This is a genomic window from Qipengyuania sp. BR81-2 (assembly GCF_055693895.1).
On sequence record NZ_CM146344.1, the window covers coordinates 585078 to 605816 of the forward strand.

Genomic DNA, 20739 nt, shown 5'->3' on the forward strand with positions numbered 1-20739 from the left:
TGCAACCGGCACGCGCGGGCCAGTCCCCTGCGTGGCGGAAGCAGACCAACGAATGACGGACGGGACGGAGTAGACAGATGAACACGATCCAGCTCATGCTGGTTGCCGGCGGCGTTCTCGCCTTGCTCGTCTTGGGTTACGCCATCATTGCGGGCCCCAATGTCGGCAAGAACGGCCAGCGACGCCTGCAGCAGCTGCGCTATCGCCACTCGGAGAGCACCGACACCAAGGTGGAGTCGCAGCTCAAGAAGGCGATCGCAGCCCGTAAGCCCAAGGCACACAAGACTGCGGGTTCGGATTCGCGCATCGAAGCGCTTGCCTTGCGCCTGGATCGCACCGGCAAGGGCTGGACGCTCAGCCAGTATGCCTATGCTTCGCTCGGCATTGGTCTCGTGGTCGCGCTGATCATGTTCCTTCGCTCGGGCTCGCTGCCCCTGTCTCTCGCGATCGGCACCTTTGCAGGTGCGGGCATTCCGCACTTCATCGTCGGCCGCGCTATCAAGAAGCGCACCAACCAGTTCAACGCGAAGTTCCCGGACGCCATCGAACTGCTCGTTCGTGGCCTCCGCTCGGGTCTTCCCGTGACCGAAACGCTTGCGGTCGTGGCCCAGGAAGTGCCTGGCCCGGTCGGCGCGGAATTCAAGGGCATCGTCGAGCGCATCAAGATCGGCCGGACCATGGAGGAATCGCTCCAGGAAACCGCCGACAGGCTCAACATCCCGGAATTCAACTTCTTCTGCATCACGCTCGCCATTCAGCGCGAAACCGGTGGTAACCTCGCCGAGACGCTCTCGAACCTGTCGGACGTGCTGCGCAAACGCGCCCAGATGAAACTCAAGATCCGCGCGATGAGCTCGGAATCGAAGGCCTCGGCCTACATCGTCGGCGCGCTGCCATTCATCGTCTTCGTCCTGATCTGGTGGATCAACCCCGGTTACATCGGCGGCTTCTTCGAGGACGAGCGTCTCATCGTGACCGGCCTTGGCGGGCTCGTGTGGATGAGCATCGGCGGCTTCATCATGGCCAAGATGGTCAGCTTCGAAATCTAAGGACCCGAGGGAACAGATATCATGGAAACCGGTACCGGACCCACACTCCTCGGCTTCGACGTCATCCTCGTCGGTTCGATCCTGATGGGAATTGCAGCGCTGGCGGTCGTTTTCGCGATCTACACAGCTGTCACCATCAAGGACCCGATGGCAAAGCGCGTGAAGGCGCTCGAGGGACGCCGCGAAGAGCTCAAGGCTGGCCTCGTCACTTCGGGCACGAAGAAGCGCCAGAGCCTCGTGCGCAAGTCGGACACCACCGACAAGGTGCGCGACACGCTCGGCAACATGAAGGTGCTTCAGGACAGCCAGGTCGAGGAAATGCAGCAGAAGCTTGCCTGGGCAGGCTTCCGCAACAAGGAATTCGCAGTCGTCCTTATCGGTTTGCGTATGGTGCTTCCGGTCGTGCTCGGCCTGATCGCGACCATCCTGCTCTATGTCGTCGAGATTTATCCCGACTGGCAATTCAAGCGCGTCGCCGCGCTCGGCCTGATCGTCTTCCTCGGCTACAAGGGCCCGGAGATCTACCTCGCCAACATCGCAGGCAAGCGTACCGACGCGATCCGCAAGGGTCTCCCCGACGCGCTCGACCTTCTGGTCATCTGCGCCGAGGCCGGTCTTACGGTCGACGCCGCCTTCAACCGCGTCGCCAAGGAATTGGGCCGCGCCTATCCGGAACTGGGTGACGAATTCGCCCTGACCGCGATCGAGCTGTCCTTCCTAAACGAGCGCAAGAAGGCCTTCGACAACCTCGCCTATCGCGTGAACCTCGAGGCGGTGAAGGGCGTGGTCACGACCATGGTCCAGACCGAACGTTACGGTACGCCGCTTGCTTCCGCGCTGCGGGTGCTGTCGGCCGAGTTCCGTAACGAGCGCATGATGCGCGCCGAGGAGAAGGCCGCACGCCTTCCGGCGATCATGACCGTGCCGCTGATCCTGTTCATCCTGCCGGTGCTGTTCATCGTGATCCTTGGCCCGGCAGCCTGTTCGATCTCCGACGCGTTCTCGTGATCGAAGCTCCGCAAGGAGCCACATAGAACCAAGCGAAAAGCCTGGTCGGCTATCTTAGTCGGCCAGGCTTTCTGCGTCGAATTCGCCAGCATTGTCGCGCAGGCGGGAAAGCATTTCGCGGAACGTCTCCTGCTCCTCGGCCGAGAGGACAGAGAACATCTCGGCCTCGATCTTCAGCGCGAGCGGCATAATGCCGGCGTGCACCGCCCTTCCCTCTGCCGTGAGTTCGAGCAGGTGCGAGCGACCGTCCTTCGCATTGGGCGCGCGCTTGGCGAGACCACGGGTCTCGAGGACCTTGCAGGCGCGGTTGACCGGCACCTTGTCCATCAGCGTCATCTGCGAAAGCTCGCGCTGCGTCAGCGGTCCGCTGTCGCCGAGAACCGCCATGATGCGCCACTCGGTAGTCTTGAGCGCAAACCGCTTGCGGTACTGCTCCGCGATCCGCGTCGAGATCGCGTTCGAAGCGATCGACAGCTGGTACGGCAGGAAGTCTGCTAGGCGTTTTGCTGGTTGGCGTGACGGCATAGGCCATAGCTGTAACCTTCCCGTAGCGCTTGGCAAGGTTTCACCTGTGACTATCACATGTGCAACTACCCGAAGGGCCTATTTGTAGGCAGGCTGATCCCACCATGGGTAGAAGTCTGGCATGTCCTTGCCGACCGTGTCTGGATAGGCCGGCGCACGCTTTTCCAGAAAGCTCGCGATACCCTCTTTCGCATCGTCGCTGCGGCTGAGGCGATAGATCGCGCGGCTGTCGATCCGGTGCGCATCCATGGGATGGCCCGCCGCTCCCAGCCGCCAGAGCATCGCGCGGGTCATGGCGACCGAAACTGCCGAGGTGTTGTCTGCAATCTCGCGCGCAATACCCATGGCTGCATCCATCAGCTCTTTCTGCGGGTGGACCGAGCGGACAAGGCCGCGATCAAGCGCCTCCACCGCGTTGAAGATCCGCCCGGTCATGCACCATTCGAGTGCGGTCTGCATGCCGACAAGGCGCGGCAGGAACCAGCTGCTTGCCGCTTCCGGCGTGATCCCGCGCCGAGCGAAGACGAAGCCGAAACGCGCATTCTCGCTGCACAGGCGGATGTCGAAGGGCAGCTGCATCGTCGCGCCCACGCCCACGGCCACGCCGTTGCAGGCGCCGATCAACGGGTTCTTGGAATCGAACAGACGCAGCGTCAGCCGCCCTCCCCCGTCGCGCACGCGCTCGTCGGAGAGGTCCTCGACCGGGTTCGGGTCGGAGAAGACATGTCCGCCACCCTCGGGCGTCAGGTCGGCACCGGCGCAGAAGGCCCGGTCGCCGTGCCCGGTTACGATCACGGCCCGCACGCTGTCATCGGCATCGGTCACGTCGAGCGCATCGATGAACTCCTGCATCATGACCCGCGTGAAGGCGTTCATCTTCTCAGGCCGGTGCAGCGTCACGGTGGCAATGCCATCGGCGATGTCGAGCTTGATCTGCGTGTAGGAACTCATTTGGATTCGTCTCCCTCGGACCCGTCAGCTTGGAACACATGGAACACGGTCCTGGAGCAAAAGCCTCTCGCGGCGCGAAGAACGGCAATCGGGCGCGGAAAGGAATAGCGTGAGGACCGTGGCATCTGGCGAGACGATAGGCACAAGCGGGCGAGTAGGGAAGCGCGCCCGTGCATTCGTAGTCATTGCCTAAAGCCTAGTCTAACTCCCCCGCCCTTGGCACAAGGCAGCGCATGGGAGAGAAAACCGTAGCCATGCTTACCGCAGGGGGCTCGCGCCCTGCCTGTCCTCCGCCGTCGGCGGACTGATCGAGCGCTATACCGAGATCGCGCCCGATGTCCGCATCGTCGCCTATCGCAATGGCTATGCAGGCCTTCTCACCGGCAACTGGATCGAAGCGACCGCAGACGTGCGCGCCAATGCAGGCCGCCTCCACGCCTTCGGCGGCAGCCCCATCGGCAACAGCCGTGTGAAGCTGACCAATGTCGAGGACTGCGTGAAACGCGGACTGGTCGAGGAAGGGCAGGACCCGCTCGAGGTCGCCGCCGAGCAGCTGAAGCGCGACGGGATCGACATCCTCCACACGATCGGCGGGGACGATACCAACACCGCTGCCGCCGACCTGAAGGCGCATCTCGCCAAGATCGGCTCCGACCTCACCGTGGTCGGCCTGCCAAAGACCATCGACAACGACGTCGTACCGATCCGCCAGTCGCTGGGCGCCTGGACCGCCGCGGAACAGGGTGCGCTCTACGCCCGCAATATCATCGCGGAATTCTCCGCCAATCCGAACATGCTGATCGTGCACGAGGTCATGGGCCGCCACTGCGGCTGGCTGACCGCTGCGACCGCGCGCGCGCACCACGAATGGGTCGGCACCGCGCCATTTGCCGAATGGGTCGACAATGCCGCGGCCCGCTGGGACGTCCACGGGGTCTACATCCCCGAGCGCGCTTTAGACCTGTCGGCGGAAGTCGCGCGCCTCCGAGGCATCATGGACGAACACGGCGGCGTGAACCTGTTCATTTCCGAAGGCGCCGGAATGGGCGAGATCGTCGCCGCAATGGAAGCGGCAGGCGAAGAGGTTCCGCGCGATGCATTCGGCCACGTGAAACTGGACAAGATCAATCCCGGCCAGTGGTTCGCCGACCGGTTCGCCGAAGAACTGGGCGCCGAAAAGGTGCTGGTCCAGAAGAGCGGCTATTTCTCGCGCTCCGCTCCCGCCAACGCCTCGGATCGCGAGCTGATCGAGCATTGCACGAGGCTGGCGGTCGACGCCGCACTTGCGGGGACGAGCGGGGTCGTCGGACACGACGAGGAACGCGGCGACGAGCTCCGCGTCATCGAATTCGAACGCATTTCAGGCGGCAAGAACTTCGACGTAACGCAGAGCTGGTTCAGGGAATTGCTCTCCGAACTTGGACAGGCCTGAGCCGGAAGGTCAGCGCGCCAGTTCCATCCAATGGAACTCGAACCGGTTCAATCCGGAGGCGAAATAGTCTCGGTGCGCGAGGTATTCGGGCATTTTCTGCACCTTCTGAAAACCGTCGAGGCTATCCCACTCGACGAATGTCAGCTGACCGGGGGCTTCGTCGGGTGAGGCATGCGCTTCGAACCGCGGGTTGTAGATCTTCGCGATGAACCGGCCTCCGGCGCGCGTGACCGCCGGTTCGATCCCTTCGAGGTAGCGCGTATAGTCGGCCCCGGTCTCGGCATCGGGCCAGGCGACGACAACCGTATAGTATTTGTCGGGCGAGAAGGTCAGCGAAAGGTCATCGCCGAGGGTGGCAGTGTAGATTGCCAGCTCGTCCCAGCCTTCAGGGCGGGTTTGCCTGAATTCCGGCCAATCGGGGTTCTGCGAGAAACGCTTCTCTGCGGCCTCGCTCGGCCATGCGAAGAAGGAGAAGGCGTCCGGCTTTGTTTCGCTGATCACCGATTCCCGGACGTTGAGCTGCGCAAGCCTGCGATACCCCTCGGCCTGCGCCAGCGGCAGCACCTTGGTAAAGTAGTCGAGACGCGCCTGCCGCCCGTCCTCACGGTTGTCGGAAGCGATAATCTGCAGGACTTCGCCGCGCTTTAGTGAGAAGGAAACCGCCTCCGAGGCGGACGAGCTCGCACTCGCTGCGTCCTGCGCCATGACTTTCGAACTGTCTCCTCCAGAGAGCGGCACGCTCGCAAGGCAGAGGGAAAGGAAAAGCGTGGTCTTGAAGTTGGGGGTCATCGCGATCTCCATCGATGAATGAACTTTCGTGCACCAATAACAGTCCATTCACGCCGGTATTGGCTAGATTTTCGGGTTTAGTGGTGCATAAACGTTCCAATGGAAGCCTGGGACGACTACCGGATCATCCTCGCCCTTGCCCGCGGCGGTACGCTGCGTTCGGCCGCCGGCTTACTGGGGCTGACGCATACGACCATCGCCCGCAGGCTTGCCGCGATGCAGGATCGCCGCGGCATTTTGTTCGACCGCTCACCCACAGGATACGCGCCGACCGATCTCGGCCTTGCACTGGTCGAAGTTGCCGAGCGGATGGAGGCGCTGGCGCATGCGGGCGCGCGGCACAGTAAGGCGGCGGGAGAGGACATCTCCGGCCCAATAACCCTCTCGCTGCCCGAACCGATTGCGCAGTATCTCCTCCTCGAAGACCTCTTTGCATTCATCGAGCGCTATCCCGGTATCGAGCTCACGATCGAAACGGGTTTCGCCTTTGCGGATCTCGACCGCTCGGAGGCCGATGTCGTGGTGAGAGGCACCGATACGCCGCCGGACCATCTCGTCGGACGGCGGCTCTTTCCGAACCACGTCACATTCTACGCCAATCGCGATTACCTCGAGCGCACGCCGCGTGAAGAGCTGCGCTGGATCGCGCCGAAGGTCGGTGGGTTGTGGCCGGACTGGCTAGAGACCTCGCCCTACCCCGATGTTCCGGTGGGATTACGGCTCGATGACATCACCGCACGCCACCGCGCCATGGTCGCGGGACTGGGACTCGGACGCGGTGCCTGCTTCATGGCCGATACCGATCCGCGCGTCGTGCGCCTGACCGACGCGGCTCCGGTCGCGCAGCAGGATCTCTGGGTTCTCACCCATCCCGACCTGCGCGACACGCCGCGTATCAGGGCGCTGATGTCGTTCCTGATCGCTTCGCTCGAAGCCAAGCGCGATCTCGTGTCCGGCAATATGCCGGCCAAGCTGGCGCTCAGAACCGGCGGGTAAGCGAGAAGCGCGCCTGGAAATAGTCGTAGCCCGAGCCTGCCACGGCATTGTCGCCGGGCGTCTGCGAATAGATCGCCTCCCCGGAAGCGAACCAGTCGTTCTCGGCAGGGCTGACGAAGCGCAGCTGGGCAAAGTTCGCCTGTTCCCAGCCGGTGCCGGTGATCCGCTGTGCGCCGATACCGCCAGCCGCGAGAAGCTGCCAGTCGTTCAGGAACCGCCTGAGCTGCACGACGGGAAGGACCTGCGTGTAGTTCTCGGGCGAGAAGTAGTCGAACTCTCCCGGCTCGGTGCTGTGGAAGTAGCGCGTTCGCAGCTGGACGCTGAGGCCAAGTTCGCTGTCGACCACATGGACGAAATTGCCGCGCAGGTGCAGCCTGAGGTTGTCGCCGGTAAACTCCTGCACGCCGCCGAGGATAGTGAAGATATTGTTCTCGTCCGCGGGCAGGTCGACCGCAGCACCGGCAAAGGTCGAGTAGATGCCGCGCTCGAGGCCGAGCGGAGTCTCGACGATATCGCGCTCGATGAAAGCTTCCTTGCGGAAATCCTCGTTGTCGTTGATCGAGGCGGAGCCGATCACCGTGTCGCCATCTGTGCCGATACGCACCGACCATTCGACATCGCCCTTCCCGTCGGCGACCTGCAGGAAGACACGTTCGCGCGCGATGCGGCCCTGCCCCTGCGGATCGTACCAGGCCTTCTCGACGCGCACGCCCAGCCGGCTGCCGTCGGGCGCGTTGCGCAGGTCGAAGTCGCCCGCCACGCGCACCACCGTGGTGTCGTCGCTGTCGGTGGAGACGAAGACTTCGGTGCCAATCGCCGGACCGGCCTGAGTATCGATATCGGTTCCGGTTTCGTCCTGCGCCATGGCAGGCACGGCCAGCATGGAGAGGACCAGCAGGCTGGCGTGTTTGAGAGGGCGCATCAGTGCCACTCCTTCTTTCTTCCGAAGAGCTCGGAGGCATATCCCCAGACGGAGACGGGTTGCATGATGAAGGGATAGATGAAGGCGAACAGCACGAAGCCGGCGAAGCTCTTCCTCATCTTGATTTCGTTGCGTTTCAGCATCCTCGACTGGATGCGGAAGATGACGATGTTCCACAGCGCCGCGAGCGGCAGAACCAGCAGCGTGATCGGACCCGCCAGCCAGTAGATGCCCAGCACCGCCAGCAGCAGTCCCGGTATGAAGGCCAGCGTAAAGGCGAGATCGATGCTGATGAACATCAGGTTCCAGTAAATGAACAGCGTCGAGAGGCGCGGCTTGGCGAGCAGGCTCTTGTGGATCGCCAGCGCCTCGATCATCCCGCGGGCCCAGCGTTTGCGCTGGCGCGACAATTCGCCCCAGGTCTCGGGCGCGTGGGTCCATGCGATCGCGTCCTCGGCGTGGCGCACGAGATAGCCGCGGCGCAGGAACGACCAGGTGAGAACGATGTCCTCGCCCACCGTGTCCGGCCAGCCGCCCGCCTGCTCGAGAGCGTCGCGTCGGTAGAGCGAGAATGCGCCCTGCGCGACCAGCGTGCCGTTGAAAATACCCTGCATGCGCTTCACGGCGGAAATGCCGTGGAAATAGTCCCACTGCTGCGCGCGCGTGGCCCAGCTTTCCATCGGGTTCGCGAGCAGGATCGCGCCCGCGATCGCCGCGGTCTGTGGAGGGCTGGCATAGAGATGCGCGACCATCGAGCGCAGGCTGCCCGGCTCGAGCAGCGTGTCGGCATCGATTGTGACGATCAGATCGTGCGAGGCGATCTCGAGTCCGTGGTTCAGCGCCTTCGCCTTGCCGCTGTTGCGCTTCATCCGCTCGACGCGCAGCGTGTAGTTCGGATTAGCGGCGAAGAAGTGCCGGCACGCATCGGCATTGGCGAATGTCGCGTCCTTCGAACCGTCGTCGATCACGATTACTTCGACGACGCCCGGATAGGTCAGTCCGCCGAGGTTCTCGAGCGTGTTCGCGATCAGCGCTTCCTCGTTATAGGCCGCCACGAGGATCGAGAGCGCAGGCCAGTGCTCGGGATCTTCCTTGAGCGCTTCCGGCCTCAGCGCGAGCGTCGACAGCAGGAATGCATTCATGAAGCCCGGCACATAGGCGATGAAGGTCAGCACCGTGAGCGCAATCGCAGGATGCGACAGCTCTCCAAGGTCGCTGAGCCAAGGCAGCGAAAGCCAGAGGCTGAACAGCGCCCACAGCGTCGCGAAGGTTAGCGAGGCAGTGAAGATCGCGCCCCTTCGGATCGCGCGCTTGCGCCAGTAGCCCTCCTCGCGGCGCAGGCCGAAGGCTCGCCGGTCGGGGCCACTATAGGTGGCAGTTTCCACCCTGCCCGGCACGGAAGCGGGCATGTCTGTGTCGGTATAAGCCATGATTGAGCGCCCCCTAGACGGCCATTCGTAAACGGGCCGGTAACAATGGCCTGAAGGTTTTTCGCAAGGCTGAGCGTGCAGTGCTGCCGGGTCGAAGTGGAGACCGGAACATGGCAATCACGCTGTACGAACGGATGGGTGACGTGCTGTTCACCGTCGGCGTGTTCGCCGCCAAGGCATATGTCGCCATTGCTCTGATCTGATGTTGGTTTGAGGTCGTCCCGCTTGCGGCGGGTCAGTCCACGAGGCCCTGGAGGCGCGGCGGCTGCGGGATCATTCCCGCTTCGATCGCGAGGCTCACCGATACATAGGCAAAATAGACGCAGGCCACCGCCAGGAAGGCGACGGCAAGCGCGAGCAGGAACACGAGACGCGGGTTTACGCTTGCGAATTCATACGAGCTCGCATCCTCTGCGCTCTCGTCCAGTTTCCATTCGGGTGCAGCCATGACGGTGTCCTAAACGCACCGCTCCGGTAAAGTTCCGGTTAGCTGGGTGCACCGTAAAAAATACTTAGGTCTCGGTGGTTTGGCAAGAAAAATGCTGCACCGCACAATTCGCCTCGTCGCATTTGCCTCACCCATGAAAAAGCCGCTCGCGCAATGAGCGCGAGCGGCCTTTCGAGAACTTGCGGCCGTTCGGCTTAGCGCGGTGCCATACGGATTGCGCCGTCGAGGCGGACGTCTTCGCCGTTGAAATAGCCGCACTCGATCATGGTCATGGCGAGACGGGCGTATTCGTCTGGATTGCCGAGGCGCTTGGGGAACGGGACCGAAGCGGCGAGGGCTTCCTTAACCTGCGGCGGGGCTGCGTTCATCAGCGGGGTGTTGAAGATACCCGGCAGGATGGTGTTCACGCGGATGCCCTCGTTCATAAGGTCGCGCGCGATGGGCAGAGTCATACCGATCACGCCGCCCTTCGATGCCGAATAGGCCGCCTGACCGATCTGGCCGTCTTCACCGGCAACCGATGCGGTGTTGACGATCGCGCCGCGGTCGCCGTCGTCCGAAAGCGGGTCGAGGGTCATCATGCCGGCTGCCGACTTGGCTATGCAGCGGAAAGTGCCGATCAGGTTCACCTGGATGACGAACTCGAAGGCCGAAAGCGGGAAGTGGCTGATCTCGCCGGTCTGCTTGTCGCGCTTGGCGGTCTTGATGGCGTTGCCGATGCCTGCGCAGTTGACGAGGATACGCTCCTGGCCGTGCGCTTCGCGCGCCTTGGCAAAGCCCGCGTCGACATCTTCGTCGCTCATCACGTTGACCTTGCAGAAGATGCCGCCAATGTCCTTGGCGACGGCTTCGCCCTTCTCTTCGTTCATGTCGAAGATGGCGACCTTGGCGCCCTTTGCGGCGATGGCGCGGGCGGTGGCTTCACCAAGGCCCGATGCGCCGCCGGTGACGACTGCTGGGGTATTGCTGCTGACTTCCATGGGGGTAATCCTCTCGTGATATTAGAAGCTTAAAGTGCCTCGACGATAGTGACGTTGGCGACACCGCCGCCTTCGCACATCGTCTGGAGGCCGTATTTCTTGCCGCGCGCCTTCAGGGCATGAACGAGCGTGGCCATGAGCTTGGTTCCCGACGCGCCGAGCGGATGGCCCAGCGCGATCGCACCGCCATTGACGTTGAGCTTCTCGGGATCGGCACCGGTGTGCTTGAGCCATGCAAGCGGCACGGGCGCGAAAGCCTCGTTGACTTCGAACAGGTCGATGTCGGAAATCTTCATGCCCGCACGTTCAAGTGCGCGGTCGGTCGCGAAGAGCGGCTCTTCGAGCATGATGACCGGATCGCCTGCGGTGACGGTGAGGTTGTGAATGCGCGCGAGCGGGGTGAGGCCGTATTCCTTCAGGGCCTTTTCGCTAACGACCAGCACCGCGCTCGATCCGTCGCAGATCTGGCTGCTCGAAGCGGCCGTGATCGTGCCTTCGGGGCTCAGCAGCTTGACGCCTGCGATACCTTCGAGCGTTGCGTCGAAACGGATGCCTTCGTCCACGGTGTGCATTTCGGTGCCTTCGGGCGTCTCGATCTCGACCGGCACGATTTCGGCTTCGAATGCGCCGGACTTGGTCGCCTCGATCGCCTTCTGGTGGCTCGAGAGCGCGAAGCGATCGAGATCGTCCTTTGAGAAGCCGTGCTTCTTCACGATCATCTCAGCGCCCATGAACTGGCTCCACTGGATGCCGGGATACTTCTCTTCGAGGCCGGGCGATTTGTAGTTCCCGAGGCCTTCCTTCATGTGGAACATCGCGGTCGAGCCCATCGGCACGCGGGTCATGCTTTCGACGCCGCTGGCGATGACCACATCCTGCGTACCGCTCATCACGGCCTGCGCGGCGAACTGGATCGCCTGCTGCGAGGAACCGCACTGGCGGTCGATGGTGACGGCGGGGACGCCTTCACCCAGATGCTTGGAAGCAAGCACGGCATTGCGGCCGACCTGCATCGCCTGTTCGCCGCCCTGGCTGACGCAGCCCATCACGACATCGTCGATTGCCTTGGCCTCGAGGCCCGAACGCTCCATCACCGCGTCGAGCGACTTCGCAGCCAAATCGACCGGGTGCACTCCGGCAAGCCGCCCTCCCCTGCGCCCACCTGCTGTCCTGACGGCTTCGACGATATAGGCTTCGGGCATGGGGGGAGAATCCTCTTTCCGTTTCAATTTGCGACGGGCCTATGGCTGCTTTCCGTTTACGTCAAGTGCCGCTTGCGGGGACGAGCGCGGAGGCGTGCTTGCGGGCAGCCGGAGCGCGTCGTAAAGCTCGGCCTATGGCGCTCAAGAAGCTTTTCGAAATCAATCCCGACCTCGACCGCGAAGCCCTCGCCAAGCGGTTTGCCGAGCATGGCCGCGTCCAGGTGCGTAATGTCCTCACCGAAGAAACCGCTCGCGAGATCCAGATGATCCTGGCACGCGGCACCAAGTGGGGCATGGCCGTGCAGGCCGGTGACGGCCCGGGCCAGGAGCCGCAGAGCTGGCGGATGGAGGAAATCCAGGCCCCCGGCGGTGCGGAAAAGGTCAACGCCGCGGCCAATGCTGCCCACCAGGCCAGCGCAAAGGGCGATTACGCCTTCCGCTTCGCACAGTATCCGATCCTCACTGCAGTGCAGGAAGGCTGGGACCCGGGCGGTCCGCACGAGCTTCTGCTCGAATATATCAACGCGCCCGAGTTCCTCGACCTTGCGCGCGACATTACCGGAACCCGCACGCTGACCAAGGCGGACGGACAGGCATCGCTCTATGCCCCCAACCATTATCTGGGCCGGCATATCGACAGCCATGTCGCGGAAGGGTGGCGCTACGCCTACGTCCTCAATTTCGCGCGGGACGACTGGCATCCCGACTGGGGCGGATACCTCAACTTCCTCGACGAGGACGGCGATATCGTCGAAGGTTTCCGCCCGCGCTTCAATGCGCTGAACCTCTTCGCCGTGCCGACCAGCCACCAGGTATCCTACGTCCCGCCTTTCGCACCGATGGGCCGTACCGCGATCGTGGGCTGGATCCGCGACCAGTGAGCACAGCCCCGCAGGACTGGCACGCACGCGCTATCGCTGCGGAGCGCGGCGGCGATATTGCCGGCGGGCGCAAACTCCTCGAGCAGGCCCTCGCCGAGCACCCCAGAGACGCGCAGCTGCAGAACAGCGCCGGATCGATGGCCATGCGCGCCGGGGACGCTGCGGCTGCCGAAGCCGCATTCGCGCGCGCCATTGCGCTTGATCCTTCGCAGGCCGACTATTCGCTCAATCGCGCCATCGCTCTGGGTAAGCTGGGGCGGTCTCGCGAAGCTCTGGCCCTGCTCCGCGAGAAGGAGGCAGCAGCTGGCAGTATCGCGAAATACTGGTCGATCCGCGGGAACGCGGCTCGTGCCGCCGGCAATTCGGCGGATGCTGCCATGAGCTACGATCGCTGCCTCACGGTCCAACCGGGCCACGCCAAGGCGCTGCACGGCAGGGCACGTGTGGCGCTCGACCGCGGCGAGGAACAGGTGGTAACGCGTTTCGATATTGCCTTGTCGGTCAACCAGACCGAGGCGGACCTCTGGCTGGGCAAGGCGCAAGCGCTCGATGCGGCCGGTGACCATCAGCAGGCCCGTTCGATAGCCGAGCAAATCGTCGCGCACGCCCCGCAATGGCTAGAGGCGCTCAAGTTCCTCGCACAGCTGCGGCTTGGCATGGGGGACGAGGACTACGCCGGCCATTACCGCGAGGCGGCCGCGCGGCTTCCCGCCGATCCGAATATCCCGACCGCCCATGCCGACCAGCTCGCAGGGCTCGACCATGCGGCCGAGGCTGCCGAAGTGGTGGCGGAGGCACGCCAACGCTTTCCTGACAGCCCGCAGTTCGCCCTGATGGAAGCCGTGCATGCCGGCGCTGCCGGCGATCGGGAGCGCGCCGAGGCGATATTTGCCGATCTGCAACTCGACAGCCCCGACCGAGCGATCCACGAAGCCCGCCACCGGATCAGGTGCGGAGAGCTGGAAAGGGCCGAAAGCCTGCTCGAGAAGGCGCTGGCCGGAGGCGGCTCGCTTCATTCGACCTATGCGCTTCTTGGCATGGTCTGGCGCCTGACGGGCAATCCGAAGGCGCAATGGCTCCACGAACAGGAGAACCTCGTCCAGCTGCGTCCGCTGCGCGATGCGGGGAGCATCCTACCGCTGGCGATCGAGCGCCTGCACGAATTGCACGACCACTCGCCCCTGCCGCTTGGCCAATCGCTTCGAGGCGGCTCGCAGACGCGCCACATCCTCTTCCAGAGACACGAAGAAATCTTCGCAAAACTGCACCGGGCGATCCTCGGAACTCTGGAAGACTACAGGGCCGAGCTGCCACCGGCCGATTTCGACCATCCGCTGCTACGGCACCGTGACGACCCTTGGGAGCTCACAGGATCCTGGTCGGTGCGCCTGCGCGGTGGCGGTGACTATCACACATCGCACATCCACCCCGACGGCATGCTGAGCTCGGCGCTGTACCTCATCGTGCCCGAGGCGGCACAGGGTGACGACCAGCAGGGCTGGCTCGAGGTGGGTCGTCCCCCGCCGCATCTCGGCCTCGACCTGCCTCCGCTGAGGACGATCCAGCCCAAGGAAGGGCATCTCGCCCTGTTCCCGAGCACGCTTTACCACGGCACGACGCCCTTCGAGGAATCGCTGCGCATGACGGTAGCTTTCGACGTCGTTCCTGTGGCAAGGCCCGCCGCATGACGAACCAAGCGGACAAGGGCGAGGCCTGGAAGGAATTCTGGGCGCGGCAGAGCGCCAAGGGCAAGAGCGGCGGCGGTTGCCTGCCCGAACGCTGGGGCATCATCGAAAAGGTCCAGAAGAGCGCCTGGGAGGCATTTTTGCCCGGCGTCCCCGAGAATGCGAAGGTCCTCGACCTTGCGACGGGCGATGCGAGGGTCCTGCGCTGGATGCTGGCGCTACGCCCCGACCTGAAGCCGGTAGGCGTCGATCTGGCACCCCGCCTGCCCCCGCCCCCGCCCGGGGTCGAAGTCCGTCCGAACATCGCGATGGAGGACCTTCCCTTCCCCGACAGCAGTTTTGGCGCGGTGACGAGCCAGTTCGGCTTCGAATATGGAGATAGCGCCAAGGCTGCCGGAGAGATCGCACGCGTGCTGGCACCAGGCGGCCTGGTGGGCCTCATGGTCCATCGCGGCGACGGCCCGATCCTTGAGCACAACCTCAATCGCCGTCACCAGCTGCACTGGGCGCTCGGCGAGAATGGCGTAGCCGAAGCAGTCAAAGAGGCTCTGCGTGAGGGCGCGGGCGGTATAGACAAGGGCGCGCGCATCGCTGCCGAGATTGCCGCAGAAGGCGCAAGGGAATTCGGGCAGACGTCACCGGCCTGGGAGATACCTGAGGCCATCCGGCGCTCGTGCCTGATGGGGCGCAGCTCCGGTGCCGGCTCGATTTCCGAGACGATCGGCGTGATCGAGATGCAGGCGAAGAACGAACTCGGCAGGATCGACTCCCTCGCAGAAGCATGCCGGACTGCGGATGCCCGCAGCGACATCGTCGATGCCTTCGCCGCGCATGACCTTTCGCTCAGAGAAACTCGCGCGCTGGAAGACCCTTCCGGCAGGGCTATCGCCGATTTCCTGACCTTCTCCTGATCTTCCGGATCAAGGCCTCCTTCGAGGCAGGTTCCGGACAATAGAAAAAGGGCGCCAGGCACGAAGCCTGACGCCCTTTTCTTTGTGCTCCCCACCCGAAGGCGGGGAGGCACATGTCCCGATTAGAAGCGGAACTGAGCCGAGAAGAAGAAGTCACGGCCCAGCACGTCGTACGTGCTCGGGTAGGTGTTTGCCTGTTCCGAGTTGTTGAAGTCACCCAGAAGCAGCGAGTTGGTGTCGTTGATGACCGTACCCGAAGCATCGAATTCCGGCGACGACGGCAGGGTGTCGAACAGGTTGTTCACACCAGCCGACAGCGTCAGGCGTTCGCTTGCTTCGACCGAGAAGGTCAGGTCGACCAGGTCGTAGGCATCGATACGCTCAACGTGGTAGTCGAACGTCGGATCATCGTCTTCGACGGCCGACAGGTGACGCCAGCGAACCGAGGTGGTCAGCGGGCCATCCGACCAGCTGAAGCGCGAGGTCCATTTGAACGACGCCTGCGGCTCGCCACAGGTCAGGCCGAATTCACCCGCACAGGTCACGACATTGCTCGTGTCCGATACGTCCGGAATGAAGTCGTTGCTTTCCGTCCAGGTTCCAAGGAACTGAACGGCCATGCGCGAGTCAGCTTCGCCGAAGAGCGAGAAGCCGACATCGGTGCCGTAGTTGACCTGAAGGTCGACGCCCGAGGTGCTGAATTCAGCGATGTTAGCGCCACCCAGAAGCGGCGGGTTGGTACGACCGAACGCACCGTCAGCGTCACGCGTGCCAACGAAGTTGAGGCAGCGCGGGTCGCTCAGGTCCTGTGCCTGATTGTAGCACAGGTCGAGAGCCTGCTGGAGGCTGATCGTGGTGATCGCGTTGTCGATGGTGATGTCGAAGTAGTCAGCCGTGATCGTAAGACCAGGGATGAAGCTCGGTTCGAGCACGATGCCGAAGCTGTAGCTGTCCGAGGTTTCTTCTTCGAGGTTCGGGTTACCACCAAACAGGGCAGCGATCTGGCCGTCGGGCTGAAGCACGACGTTGTTGCCGATGTTTGCCTGCGGAACGCCGTTAGCAAGACAGGTTGCCAGAAGGCCGCCGGTCGGGATCGGGCCGTTGCCAGCACCGTCACCCGCACAGGGGTCGTTGGCGCCCGGGAAGCCGATTGCGGTACCCTGGAACAGCTCGTTCACGTTCGGTGCGCGAACTGCACGCTGGTACTGACCACGAAGGGTGACGTCCGGGATCGGCTGGATCTGGATACCACCTGCGTAGGTCCACACGCCGCCGACCGTCTCGAGCGAGTAGTCCGAGTAACGGCCTGCACCGGTGAGCTCGACGCGGAAGCCGCTTTCGGTCTCGAACGGAACGTTGAGCTCGGCGAACACTTCGTTGACGTCGTAGCTACCTTCAGTCGGCGAACCGGCGTTGAAGCCAGCCACGTCGCCCGAAGCGAGGAACTCGTCAGGAAGGAATTCGGCCGAAACGCTACGGCGCTCTGCACCGATTGCGAAGCCGACAGCTTCAGCTTCACCCAGGGCGAAATCGCCGAAGGTACCCGAGACCACACCGGTCAGGACCTGCAGCTTCGAGATGTCGCCGTTCTGAGCCTGGATGCGGAACGAGTCCACCATCGCCGGGGTCAGGGTGTTGGGGCCGAAGATGTTGATCGGGGTTGCGCCCGTGCCGTTCACACCAGCGGTGAAGCGCGAAACCGACGCGTTACCCTGCTGGATGTTGGCGTTACGGGTACGTGCGAACAGGTAGTACGCATCGTAGCTCAGGTAGTCGTTGATCGCGCCGCGAGCACCCGTGACAAGACGGAATGCGTTACGTTCGTCGAGGTTACGACGGCCGCCGGCTTCGAGAAGACGACGACGGACCTGAACGTCGATCTGACCGTCGTTCTGGTCGGCACCGGTTTCGTTCGCGTCGAGGTCGCGGAACGCTGCGATGGTTGCAGCGTCGACGAAGCCGTTGGCTTCGAGCGAGTCGATGTCGAGGAAGGTGTTGACCAGGATCGGGGTCGGAGCGAGTTCCGCGTCAACGCGGTTGTTCGAGTACGAAAGTTCACCGTAGAGCTCGAGGCCCGACGAAATTTCATACGCTGCGTTACCACCAAGCAGGTAGCGCTCTTGCGGCAGCTGCAGGTAGTTGACCGGAGCGTAGTTATAAAGGTCGCCCGGGTTCTCGTATTCACGGATCGAACCGCCTTCGTCGAAGATCGCGAACGGGTTGCCATCGACTGTGTCGTCGAACGGCGAACCAGCCGTGTCAGCATCGCCACGATAGGTCAGGCGGGTTGCCGGCGGAAGCGACGAACCAAGCTGGAAGAGCGGCGAACCACCCAGTGCGAATTCCGAGAAGTCACGGTCGCCCTGGAAGATTTCTTCACGGTTGTAGTATTCCGCATAGGCCGTCACGTTACCGCGACCGTCAGCGAAGTCGCTGCCGACTGCACCGTGGACCTGATAGCGGGCACCATCGCCGCGCTCGGTGATCGAGTACTGGCCGCCAACTTCGGCACCGTCGAGTTCACGAAGGCGGAAGTTAACAACACCGGCCATAGCGTCCGAACCGTAAACGGCCGAAGCACCACCGGTCACAACGTCAACCGATTCCAGCAGGAACTGCGGGATGGTGTTGAGGTCGGTGACCTGGTTTGCGTCGTAGAACTTCCAGCGACGGCCGTTGACCAGCAGCAGGGTGCGGGTCGCGCCGAGGCCACGAAGGTTCAGCGAGGCAGTACCGTTACCGGGATTGTTCGAGAACGACGTAACGCCGGGAACGACCTGCGGGAGCGTGTTGACAACGTTTTCAACGTTGACGGTACCCGAGAGCTTGAACTCTTCGGCGTTGACGACTGCAACCGGTGCAGCGGTTTCGACGTTGCGGCGCGCAATACGCGAACCGGTAACGACGATCGGTGCAGCCGAAGTTTCCTCGGCAGCGCCCGACTCAAGCGCCGGCTCTTGATCATCGGCCTGCGCCAGAGCAGGCGAAGCGATCATGGCACCAGCCATGACCGTGCCCGTCAGGAGCGAAGCCTTGGTGAAACGGTAAGACATTAGTATCCCCTCAAATTCGGCCACCACCCATGCGGCAGCCACAGAAAAGAATGGATCCAGACATTAGTCCGAATGTGGCGCATCTAGGCTCATGGGAGGTGGCGGAGCAATCGCCGAACCAAATGATATAGTCGTAAAATTGCCGGTGTGACATTCCGGTTACAGTTGAAACGGCCCCGGGAAAACGGGCGAAAGGGCCTCCCCGGCGCCTCGACGTTATCACCGTGTTGCATGCGTATCGCGCGTTTTTGTAATCATGCGGGGCGCAGAAATTTTCTTGCGAGGCCGGGTTTCTTTCCGCCTGTCGTGACCTGTCTACAGGCTGGCCCGCCGCGTCGACACGACAAAGAAAAAGCCCGGCGGTTTCCCGCCGGGCTTTCCTGTTTCCGGATGGTCAGGCTCAGAGCCCGCCCGGTCCGCAATCGTTCGCCAGGAAGTCGAGCATCTTGGTGTAGAACTGCTCCTGGTGCTCGTACATCAGGGTCGAGTAGAAGTGGTCCGCACCGGTCAGGGTGAGGAACTGGGCATCGGTCTTGCCCGCCTTCTGGATCGCGTCGCGATAGTCCTCGAAGTTAAAGTAGAGAACGCGCGCGTCGACGTCGCCGTGGACCATGAGGAGCGGCACGTTGACCTTCGACACTTCGTTGATCGGGTTGATGCCGATCATGCCGCGACGCTGTGCCCAGTCGTCGATCGCCGTCGGCGTCCACGGGTTGCTGCGCAGCTTGTAGACCTTCTCCGGATCCGCAACGGCTGCACCTGCGATGACGCACTGGTAGATGTTGGGATCACGCGAGGCTGCAACGAGGGCAGCGTAACCACCGTAGGACCAGCCGAACATCGCGATCCGGTCCGGATCGACGAGACCCTGCTCGACGAGATAGAGCGCGCCGTCGTCCTTGTCGTCCTGCATGGCGAGACCGTGCTGGCCATAGGCGCTGTCGAACAGTTCCTTACCCCAGCCAACCGACATGCGGTACTGCGGCTGCAGGACCATGTAGCCGGCGTTGGCCAGCAGCTGGCCCCACTCGTCATAGCTGATGACTTCGTTGACGTGCGGGCCGCCGTGCGGAAGCACGACCAGCGGGAACGGTCCTTCGCCCTTGGGCTTGGTGACGTAACCGGCGATCATCTTGCCGTCGCGCGCGGGGTAACGGATGAATTCGACATCCGACAGGTCTTCCGCCTTCAAGAGCGGATTGCGGCTGCCGAGCTTGCTCATGCGGCCGTCCTTGACCAGCCAGAACGAACCCGGGTCACGCGGACCGCGGTTCTGGACGATCATGGTGTTGCCATCGCGCGAACGGCTCGAGATCGAAACCTCATGGGCGTTCGGGATCTGGGCTTCCAGCGCGTCGTAGAGCGCCTTTTCCTGCTCGTCGAACCAGATGCGGTTGCGCTTGTCCCACGGATAGCGGGCCGCCACGAGGCGGTCGTCACCGGGGAGCGAGCTGGTCTGGATCCACATCACGTCGGCCTGGTCGGTACCGGCGAGCTTTTCGCCGAACTGGCCGGTGTTGAAGTCGAACTCCCACAGCGACGCCTTGTCCTCCCCGCGGTTGTCGATGACGTAGCCGATGTTGGGATTGTCCTGCTTGAAGCCGACGAGGCCCATGAAGCCCGAAAGGACGCGATACAGGTTCTCGTGATCGTCTTGGTCATAGCGGGCGAATTCGGTCCACGAACCGTCACCCGGCTTACGGTAATACGTCACTTCTTCCTTGCTGGCGCGGTCGTAGCCCGAGGTCCAGCGCGGGTTGCCCTTGCTGTCGAAGACGGCAGTCGGATACTTCTCGCTGCCCTTCAGGACGAGCTGCTTGGAGCCGGTCTTGAGGTTCAGCTTGTAGTATGCGCGCGGACGGAAGGCCGAGAACGGATCGACTTCGGCGGCGCTGCCGACCGACCGGCCGGTACCGATCAGGATTTCGTTCGGCTCGTCGGGAAGCAGCGTTGCGATGCTGAAGACGCCTTCGACGCGCTGGAACTTCTTCTTGTTCACGTCGAAAATGAACGAAGCGTAGTCGTAGGTGCCCTCTTCCGGGCCGTTCACCTTGCTGCGGTTCTGCTGCCAGGCGGTGCCGAAGATGAAATCGTCGCTGACCCACTGTGCGCCGATGATCTCCATCGGGTCGGCAGCGATACGATAGGGCTTACCACCGAGATTGTCGGTATCGTAAAGCTCCATGAGGTAGTCGCCGTCGCGGCTCTCGTTTTTGATGACGAGCAGGCGTTCGCCGCTGGGCGAGACCTGGACGGTCGTCATCGTGTCGCGAAGAGCCCAGACCTCGATGGGAACGGTCGGCTGGCCGGTGGTCTGTGCAGTGGAAGGCGCGACCCCCAGTGCAACGGTGCAGGCTGCTGCTGCAAGGAATACTGATCTGAACTTCTTCATGTCTCAACTCTCACAAGACGTGTCCCGAAGGACAAATGAACCCCTTGAATTAAATTGGGCGGCCCCGCGACTAAACGCGAGGCCG

At 63.0% G+C, this 20739-nt stretch carries 17 protein-coding genes and 1 pseudogene; 8 read left to right on the forward strand and 10 right to left on the reverse strand.

The annotated features are described in order from the left end of the window. Nucleotides 1-77: 77 nt before the first annotated feature. Nucleotides 78-1049: a type II secretion system F family protein gene (locus ACZ1G8_RS02950; RefSeq protein WP_472680329.1), complete on the forward strand. Its 972-nt coding sequence runs from the start codon at nt 78-80 to the stop codon at nt 1047-1049. 21 nt (nt 1050-1070) lie between these two features. Further along, the gene (locus ACZ1G8_RS02955; RefSeq protein ID WP_472680330.1) at nt 1071-2057 is read left to right on the forward strand and encodes a type II secretion system F family protein; all 987 of its coding nucleotides are present in this window, start codon (nt 1071-1073) and stop codon (nt 2055-2057) included. Nucleotides 2058-2111: 54 nt separating this feature from the next. Here the strand turns inward: ACZ1G8_RS02955 and ACZ1G8_RS02960 are convergent, their stop codons facing one another. Both ACZ1G8_RS02960 and ACZ1G8_RS02965 read right to left on the reverse strand, forming a co-directional pair. After that, nucleotides 2112-2582, reverse strand: a complete 471-nt coding sequence (locus tag ACZ1G8_RS02960) for a MarR family winged helix-turn-helix transcriptional regulator (protein WP_222442878.1) — start codon at nt 2580-2582, stop codon at nt 2112-2114. A gap of 78 nt (nt 2583-2660) precedes the next feature. After that, nucleotides 2661-3533, reverse strand: coding sequence for a crotonase/enoyl-CoA hydratase family protein (locus tag ACZ1G8_RS02965; RefSeq protein ID WP_472680331.1), 873 nt, complete (start codon nt 3531-3533; stop codon nt 2661-2663). A gap of 325 nt (nt 3534-3858) precedes the next feature. Between ACZ1G8_RS02965 and ACZ1G8_RS02970 the strand changes: the two genes are divergently transcribed. Continuing rightward, entirely contained in the window at nt 3859-4965 is a 1107-nt protein-coding gene (locus ACZ1G8_RS02970; protein WP_472681173.1) for a pyrophosphate--fructose-6-phosphate 1-phosphotransferase, read from the forward strand. A gap of 9 nt (nt 4966-4974) precedes the next feature. Here the strand turns inward: ACZ1G8_RS02970 and ACZ1G8_RS02975 are convergent, their stop codons facing one another. Then, nucleotides 4975-5754 carry a hypothetical protein gene (locus ACZ1G8_RS02975; protein ID WP_472680332.1) on the reverse strand — a complete coding sequence of 260 codons (780 nt, stop codon included), beginning with the start codon at nt 5752-5754 and terminating at the stop codon, nt 4975-4977. A gap of 99 nt (nt 5755-5853) precedes the next feature. On the opposite strand from ACZ1G8_RS02975, the gene ACZ1G8_RS02980 reads away from it, so the two are divergent. Then, nucleotides 5854-6750 (forward strand): LysR family transcriptional regulator, encoded by an 897-nt coding sequence (locus ACZ1G8_RS02980; RefSeq protein ID WP_472680333.1) that lies wholly within the window; start codon nt 5854-5856, stop codon nt 6748-6750. Here the strand turns inward: ACZ1G8_RS02980 and ACZ1G8_RS02985 are convergent. The 5 genes from ACZ1G8_RS02985 to ACZ1G8_RS03005 form a co-directional block, all read right to left on the reverse strand. Next, nucleotides 6734-7672: a hypothetical protein gene (locus ACZ1G8_RS02985; RefSeq protein ID WP_472680334.1), complete on the reverse strand. Its 939-nt coding sequence runs from the start codon at nt 7670-7672 to the stop codon at nt 6734-6736. The genes ACZ1G8_RS02980 and ACZ1G8_RS02985 overlap by 17 nt on opposite strands. Continuing rightward, nucleotides 7672-9102, reverse strand: coding sequence for a glycosyltransferase family 2 protein (locus ACZ1G8_RS02990; RefSeq protein WP_472680335.1), 1431 nt, complete (start codon nt 9100-9102; stop codon nt 7672-7674). Before ACZ1G8_RS02990 ends, ACZ1G8_RS02985 begins: the two co-directional genes overlap by 1 nt. A 235-nt stretch (nt 9103-9337) precedes the next feature. Next, the gene (locus ACZ1G8_RS02995; protein WP_472680336.1) at nt 9338-9550 is read right to left on the reverse strand and encodes a hypothetical protein; all 213 of its coding nucleotides are present in this window, start codon (nt 9548-9550) and stop codon (nt 9338-9340) included. Between the two features lie 194 nt (nt 9551-9744). Next, nucleotides 9745-10530: an SDR family NAD(P)-dependent oxidoreductase gene (locus tag ACZ1G8_RS03000; protein ID WP_472680337.1), complete on the reverse strand. Its 786-nt coding sequence runs from the start codon at nt 10528-10530 to the stop codon at nt 9745-9747. Nucleotides 10531-10559: 29 nt separating this feature from the next. Next, entirely contained in the window at nt 10560-11732 is a 1173-nt protein-coding gene (locus ACZ1G8_RS03005) for an acetyl-CoA C-acetyltransferase (RefSeq protein WP_472680338.1), read from the reverse strand. 134 nt (nt 11733-11866) lie between these two features. Between ACZ1G8_RS03005 and ACZ1G8_RS03010 the strand changes: the two genes are divergently transcribed. The 4 genes and pseudogenes from ACZ1G8_RS03010 (at nt 11867) to ACZ1G8_RS03025 (ending at nt 15209) form a co-directional block, all read left to right on the forward strand. Next, nucleotides 11867-12613, forward strand: a complete 747-nt coding sequence (locus ACZ1G8_RS03010; protein ID WP_222404274.1) for a 2OG-Fe(II) oxygenase — start codon at nt 11867-11869, stop codon at nt 12611-12613. Further along, a pseudogene (locus ACZ1G8_RS03015) lies at nt 12610-12765 on the forward strand (tetratricopeptide repeat protein); the annotation flags it as partial. The gene ACZ1G8_RS03010 and the pseudogene ACZ1G8_RS03015, both read left to right, overlap by 4 nt. A gap of 318 nt (nt 12766-13083) precedes the next feature. Beyond that, nucleotides 13084-14301, forward strand: coding sequence for a putative 2OG-Fe(II) oxygenase (locus ACZ1G8_RS03020; RefSeq protein WP_472681175.1), 1218 nt, complete (start codon nt 13084-13086; stop codon nt 14299-14301). Further along, nucleotides 14298-15209: a class I SAM-dependent methyltransferase gene (locus tag ACZ1G8_RS03025; protein WP_472680339.1), complete on the forward strand. Its 912-nt coding sequence runs from the start codon at nt 14298-14300 to the stop codon at nt 15207-15209. The genes ACZ1G8_RS03020 and ACZ1G8_RS03025 overlap by 4 nt, the downstream gene beginning before the upstream one ends. Before the next feature lie 122 nt (nt 15210-15331). On the opposite strand, the gene ACZ1G8_RS03030 is transcribed toward ACZ1G8_RS03025, so the two are convergent. Both ACZ1G8_RS03030 and ACZ1G8_RS03035 read right to left on the reverse strand, forming a co-directional pair. Further along, nucleotides 15332-18262: a TonB-dependent receptor domain-containing protein gene (locus ACZ1G8_RS03030; protein WP_472680340.1), complete on the reverse strand. Its 2931-nt coding sequence runs from the start codon at nt 18260-18262 to the stop codon at nt 15332-15334. A gap of 400 nt (nt 18263-18662) precedes the next feature. Next, nucleotides 18663-20654, reverse strand: coding sequence for an alpha/beta hydrolase family protein (locus ACZ1G8_RS03035; RefSeq protein WP_472680341.1), 1992 nt, complete (start codon nt 20652-20654; stop codon nt 18663-18665). Nucleotides 20655-20739: the final 85 nt, after the last annotated feature.

What these genes read in the sequence shown, in the direction of transcription:
- ACZ1G8_RS02950 (WP_472680329.1), top strand. Translation starts at nt 78, where the DNA reads ATGAACACGATCCAGCTCATGCTGGTTGCCGGCGGCGTTCTCGCCTTG.
- ACZ1G8_RS02955 (WP_472680330.1), top strand. Translation starts at nt 1,071, where the DNA reads ATGGAAACCGGTACCGGACCCACACTCCTCGGCTTCGACGTCATCCTC.
- ACZ1G8_RS02960 (WP_222442878.1), bottom strand. Translation starts at nt 2,582, where the DNA reads ATGCCGTCACGCCAACCAGCAAAACGCCTAGCAGACTTCCTGCCGTAC.
- ACZ1G8_RS02965 (WP_472680331.1), bottom strand. Translation starts at nt 3,533, where the DNA reads ATGAGTTCCTACACGCAGATCAAGCTCGACATCGCCGATGGCATTGCC.
- ACZ1G8_RS02975 (WP_472680332.1), bottom strand. Translation starts at nt 5,754, where the DNA reads ATGACCCCCAACTTCAAGACCACGCTTTTCCTTTCCCTCTGCCTTGCG.
- ACZ1G8_RS02980 (WP_472680333.1), top strand. Translation starts at nt 5,854, where the DNA reads ATGGAAGCCTGGGACGACTACCGGATCATCCTCGCCCTTGCCCGCGGC.
- ACZ1G8_RS02985 (WP_472680334.1), bottom strand. Translation starts at nt 7,672, where the DNA reads ATGCGCCCTCTCAAACACGCCAGCCTGCTGGTCCTCTCCATGCTGGCC.
- ACZ1G8_RS02990 (WP_472680335.1), bottom strand. Translation starts at nt 9,102, where the DNA reads ATGGCTTATACCGACACAGACATGCCCGCTTCCGTGCCGGGCAGGGTG.
- ACZ1G8_RS02995 (WP_472680336.1), bottom strand. Translation starts at nt 9,550, where the DNA reads ATGGCTGCACCCGAATGGAAACTGGACGAGAGCGCAGAGGATGCGAGC.
- ACZ1G8_RS03000 (WP_472680337.1), bottom strand. Translation starts at nt 10,530, where the DNA reads ATGGAAGTCAGCAGCAATACCCCAGCAGTCGTCACCGGCGGCGCATCG.
- ACZ1G8_RS03005 (WP_472680338.1), bottom strand. Translation starts at nt 11,732, where the DNA reads ATGCCCGAAGCCTATATCGTCGAAGCCGTCAGGACAGCAGGTGGGCGC.
- ACZ1G8_RS03010 (WP_222404274.1), top strand. Translation starts at nt 11,867, where the DNA reads ATGGCGCTCAAGAAGCTTTTCGAAATCAATCCCGACCTCGACCGCGAA.
- ACZ1G8_RS03025 (WP_472680339.1), top strand. Translation starts at nt 14,298, where the DNA reads ATGACGAACCAAGCGGACAAGGGCGAGGCCTGGAAGGAATTCTGGGCG.
- ACZ1G8_RS03030 (WP_472680340.1), bottom strand. Translation starts at nt 18,262, where the DNA reads ATGTCTTACCGTTTCACCAAGGCTTCGCTCCTGACGGGCACGGTCATG.
- ACZ1G8_RS03035 (WP_472680341.1), bottom strand. Translation starts at nt 20,654, where the DNA reads ATGAAGAAGTTCAGATCAGTATTCCTTGCAGCAGCAGCCTGCACCGTT.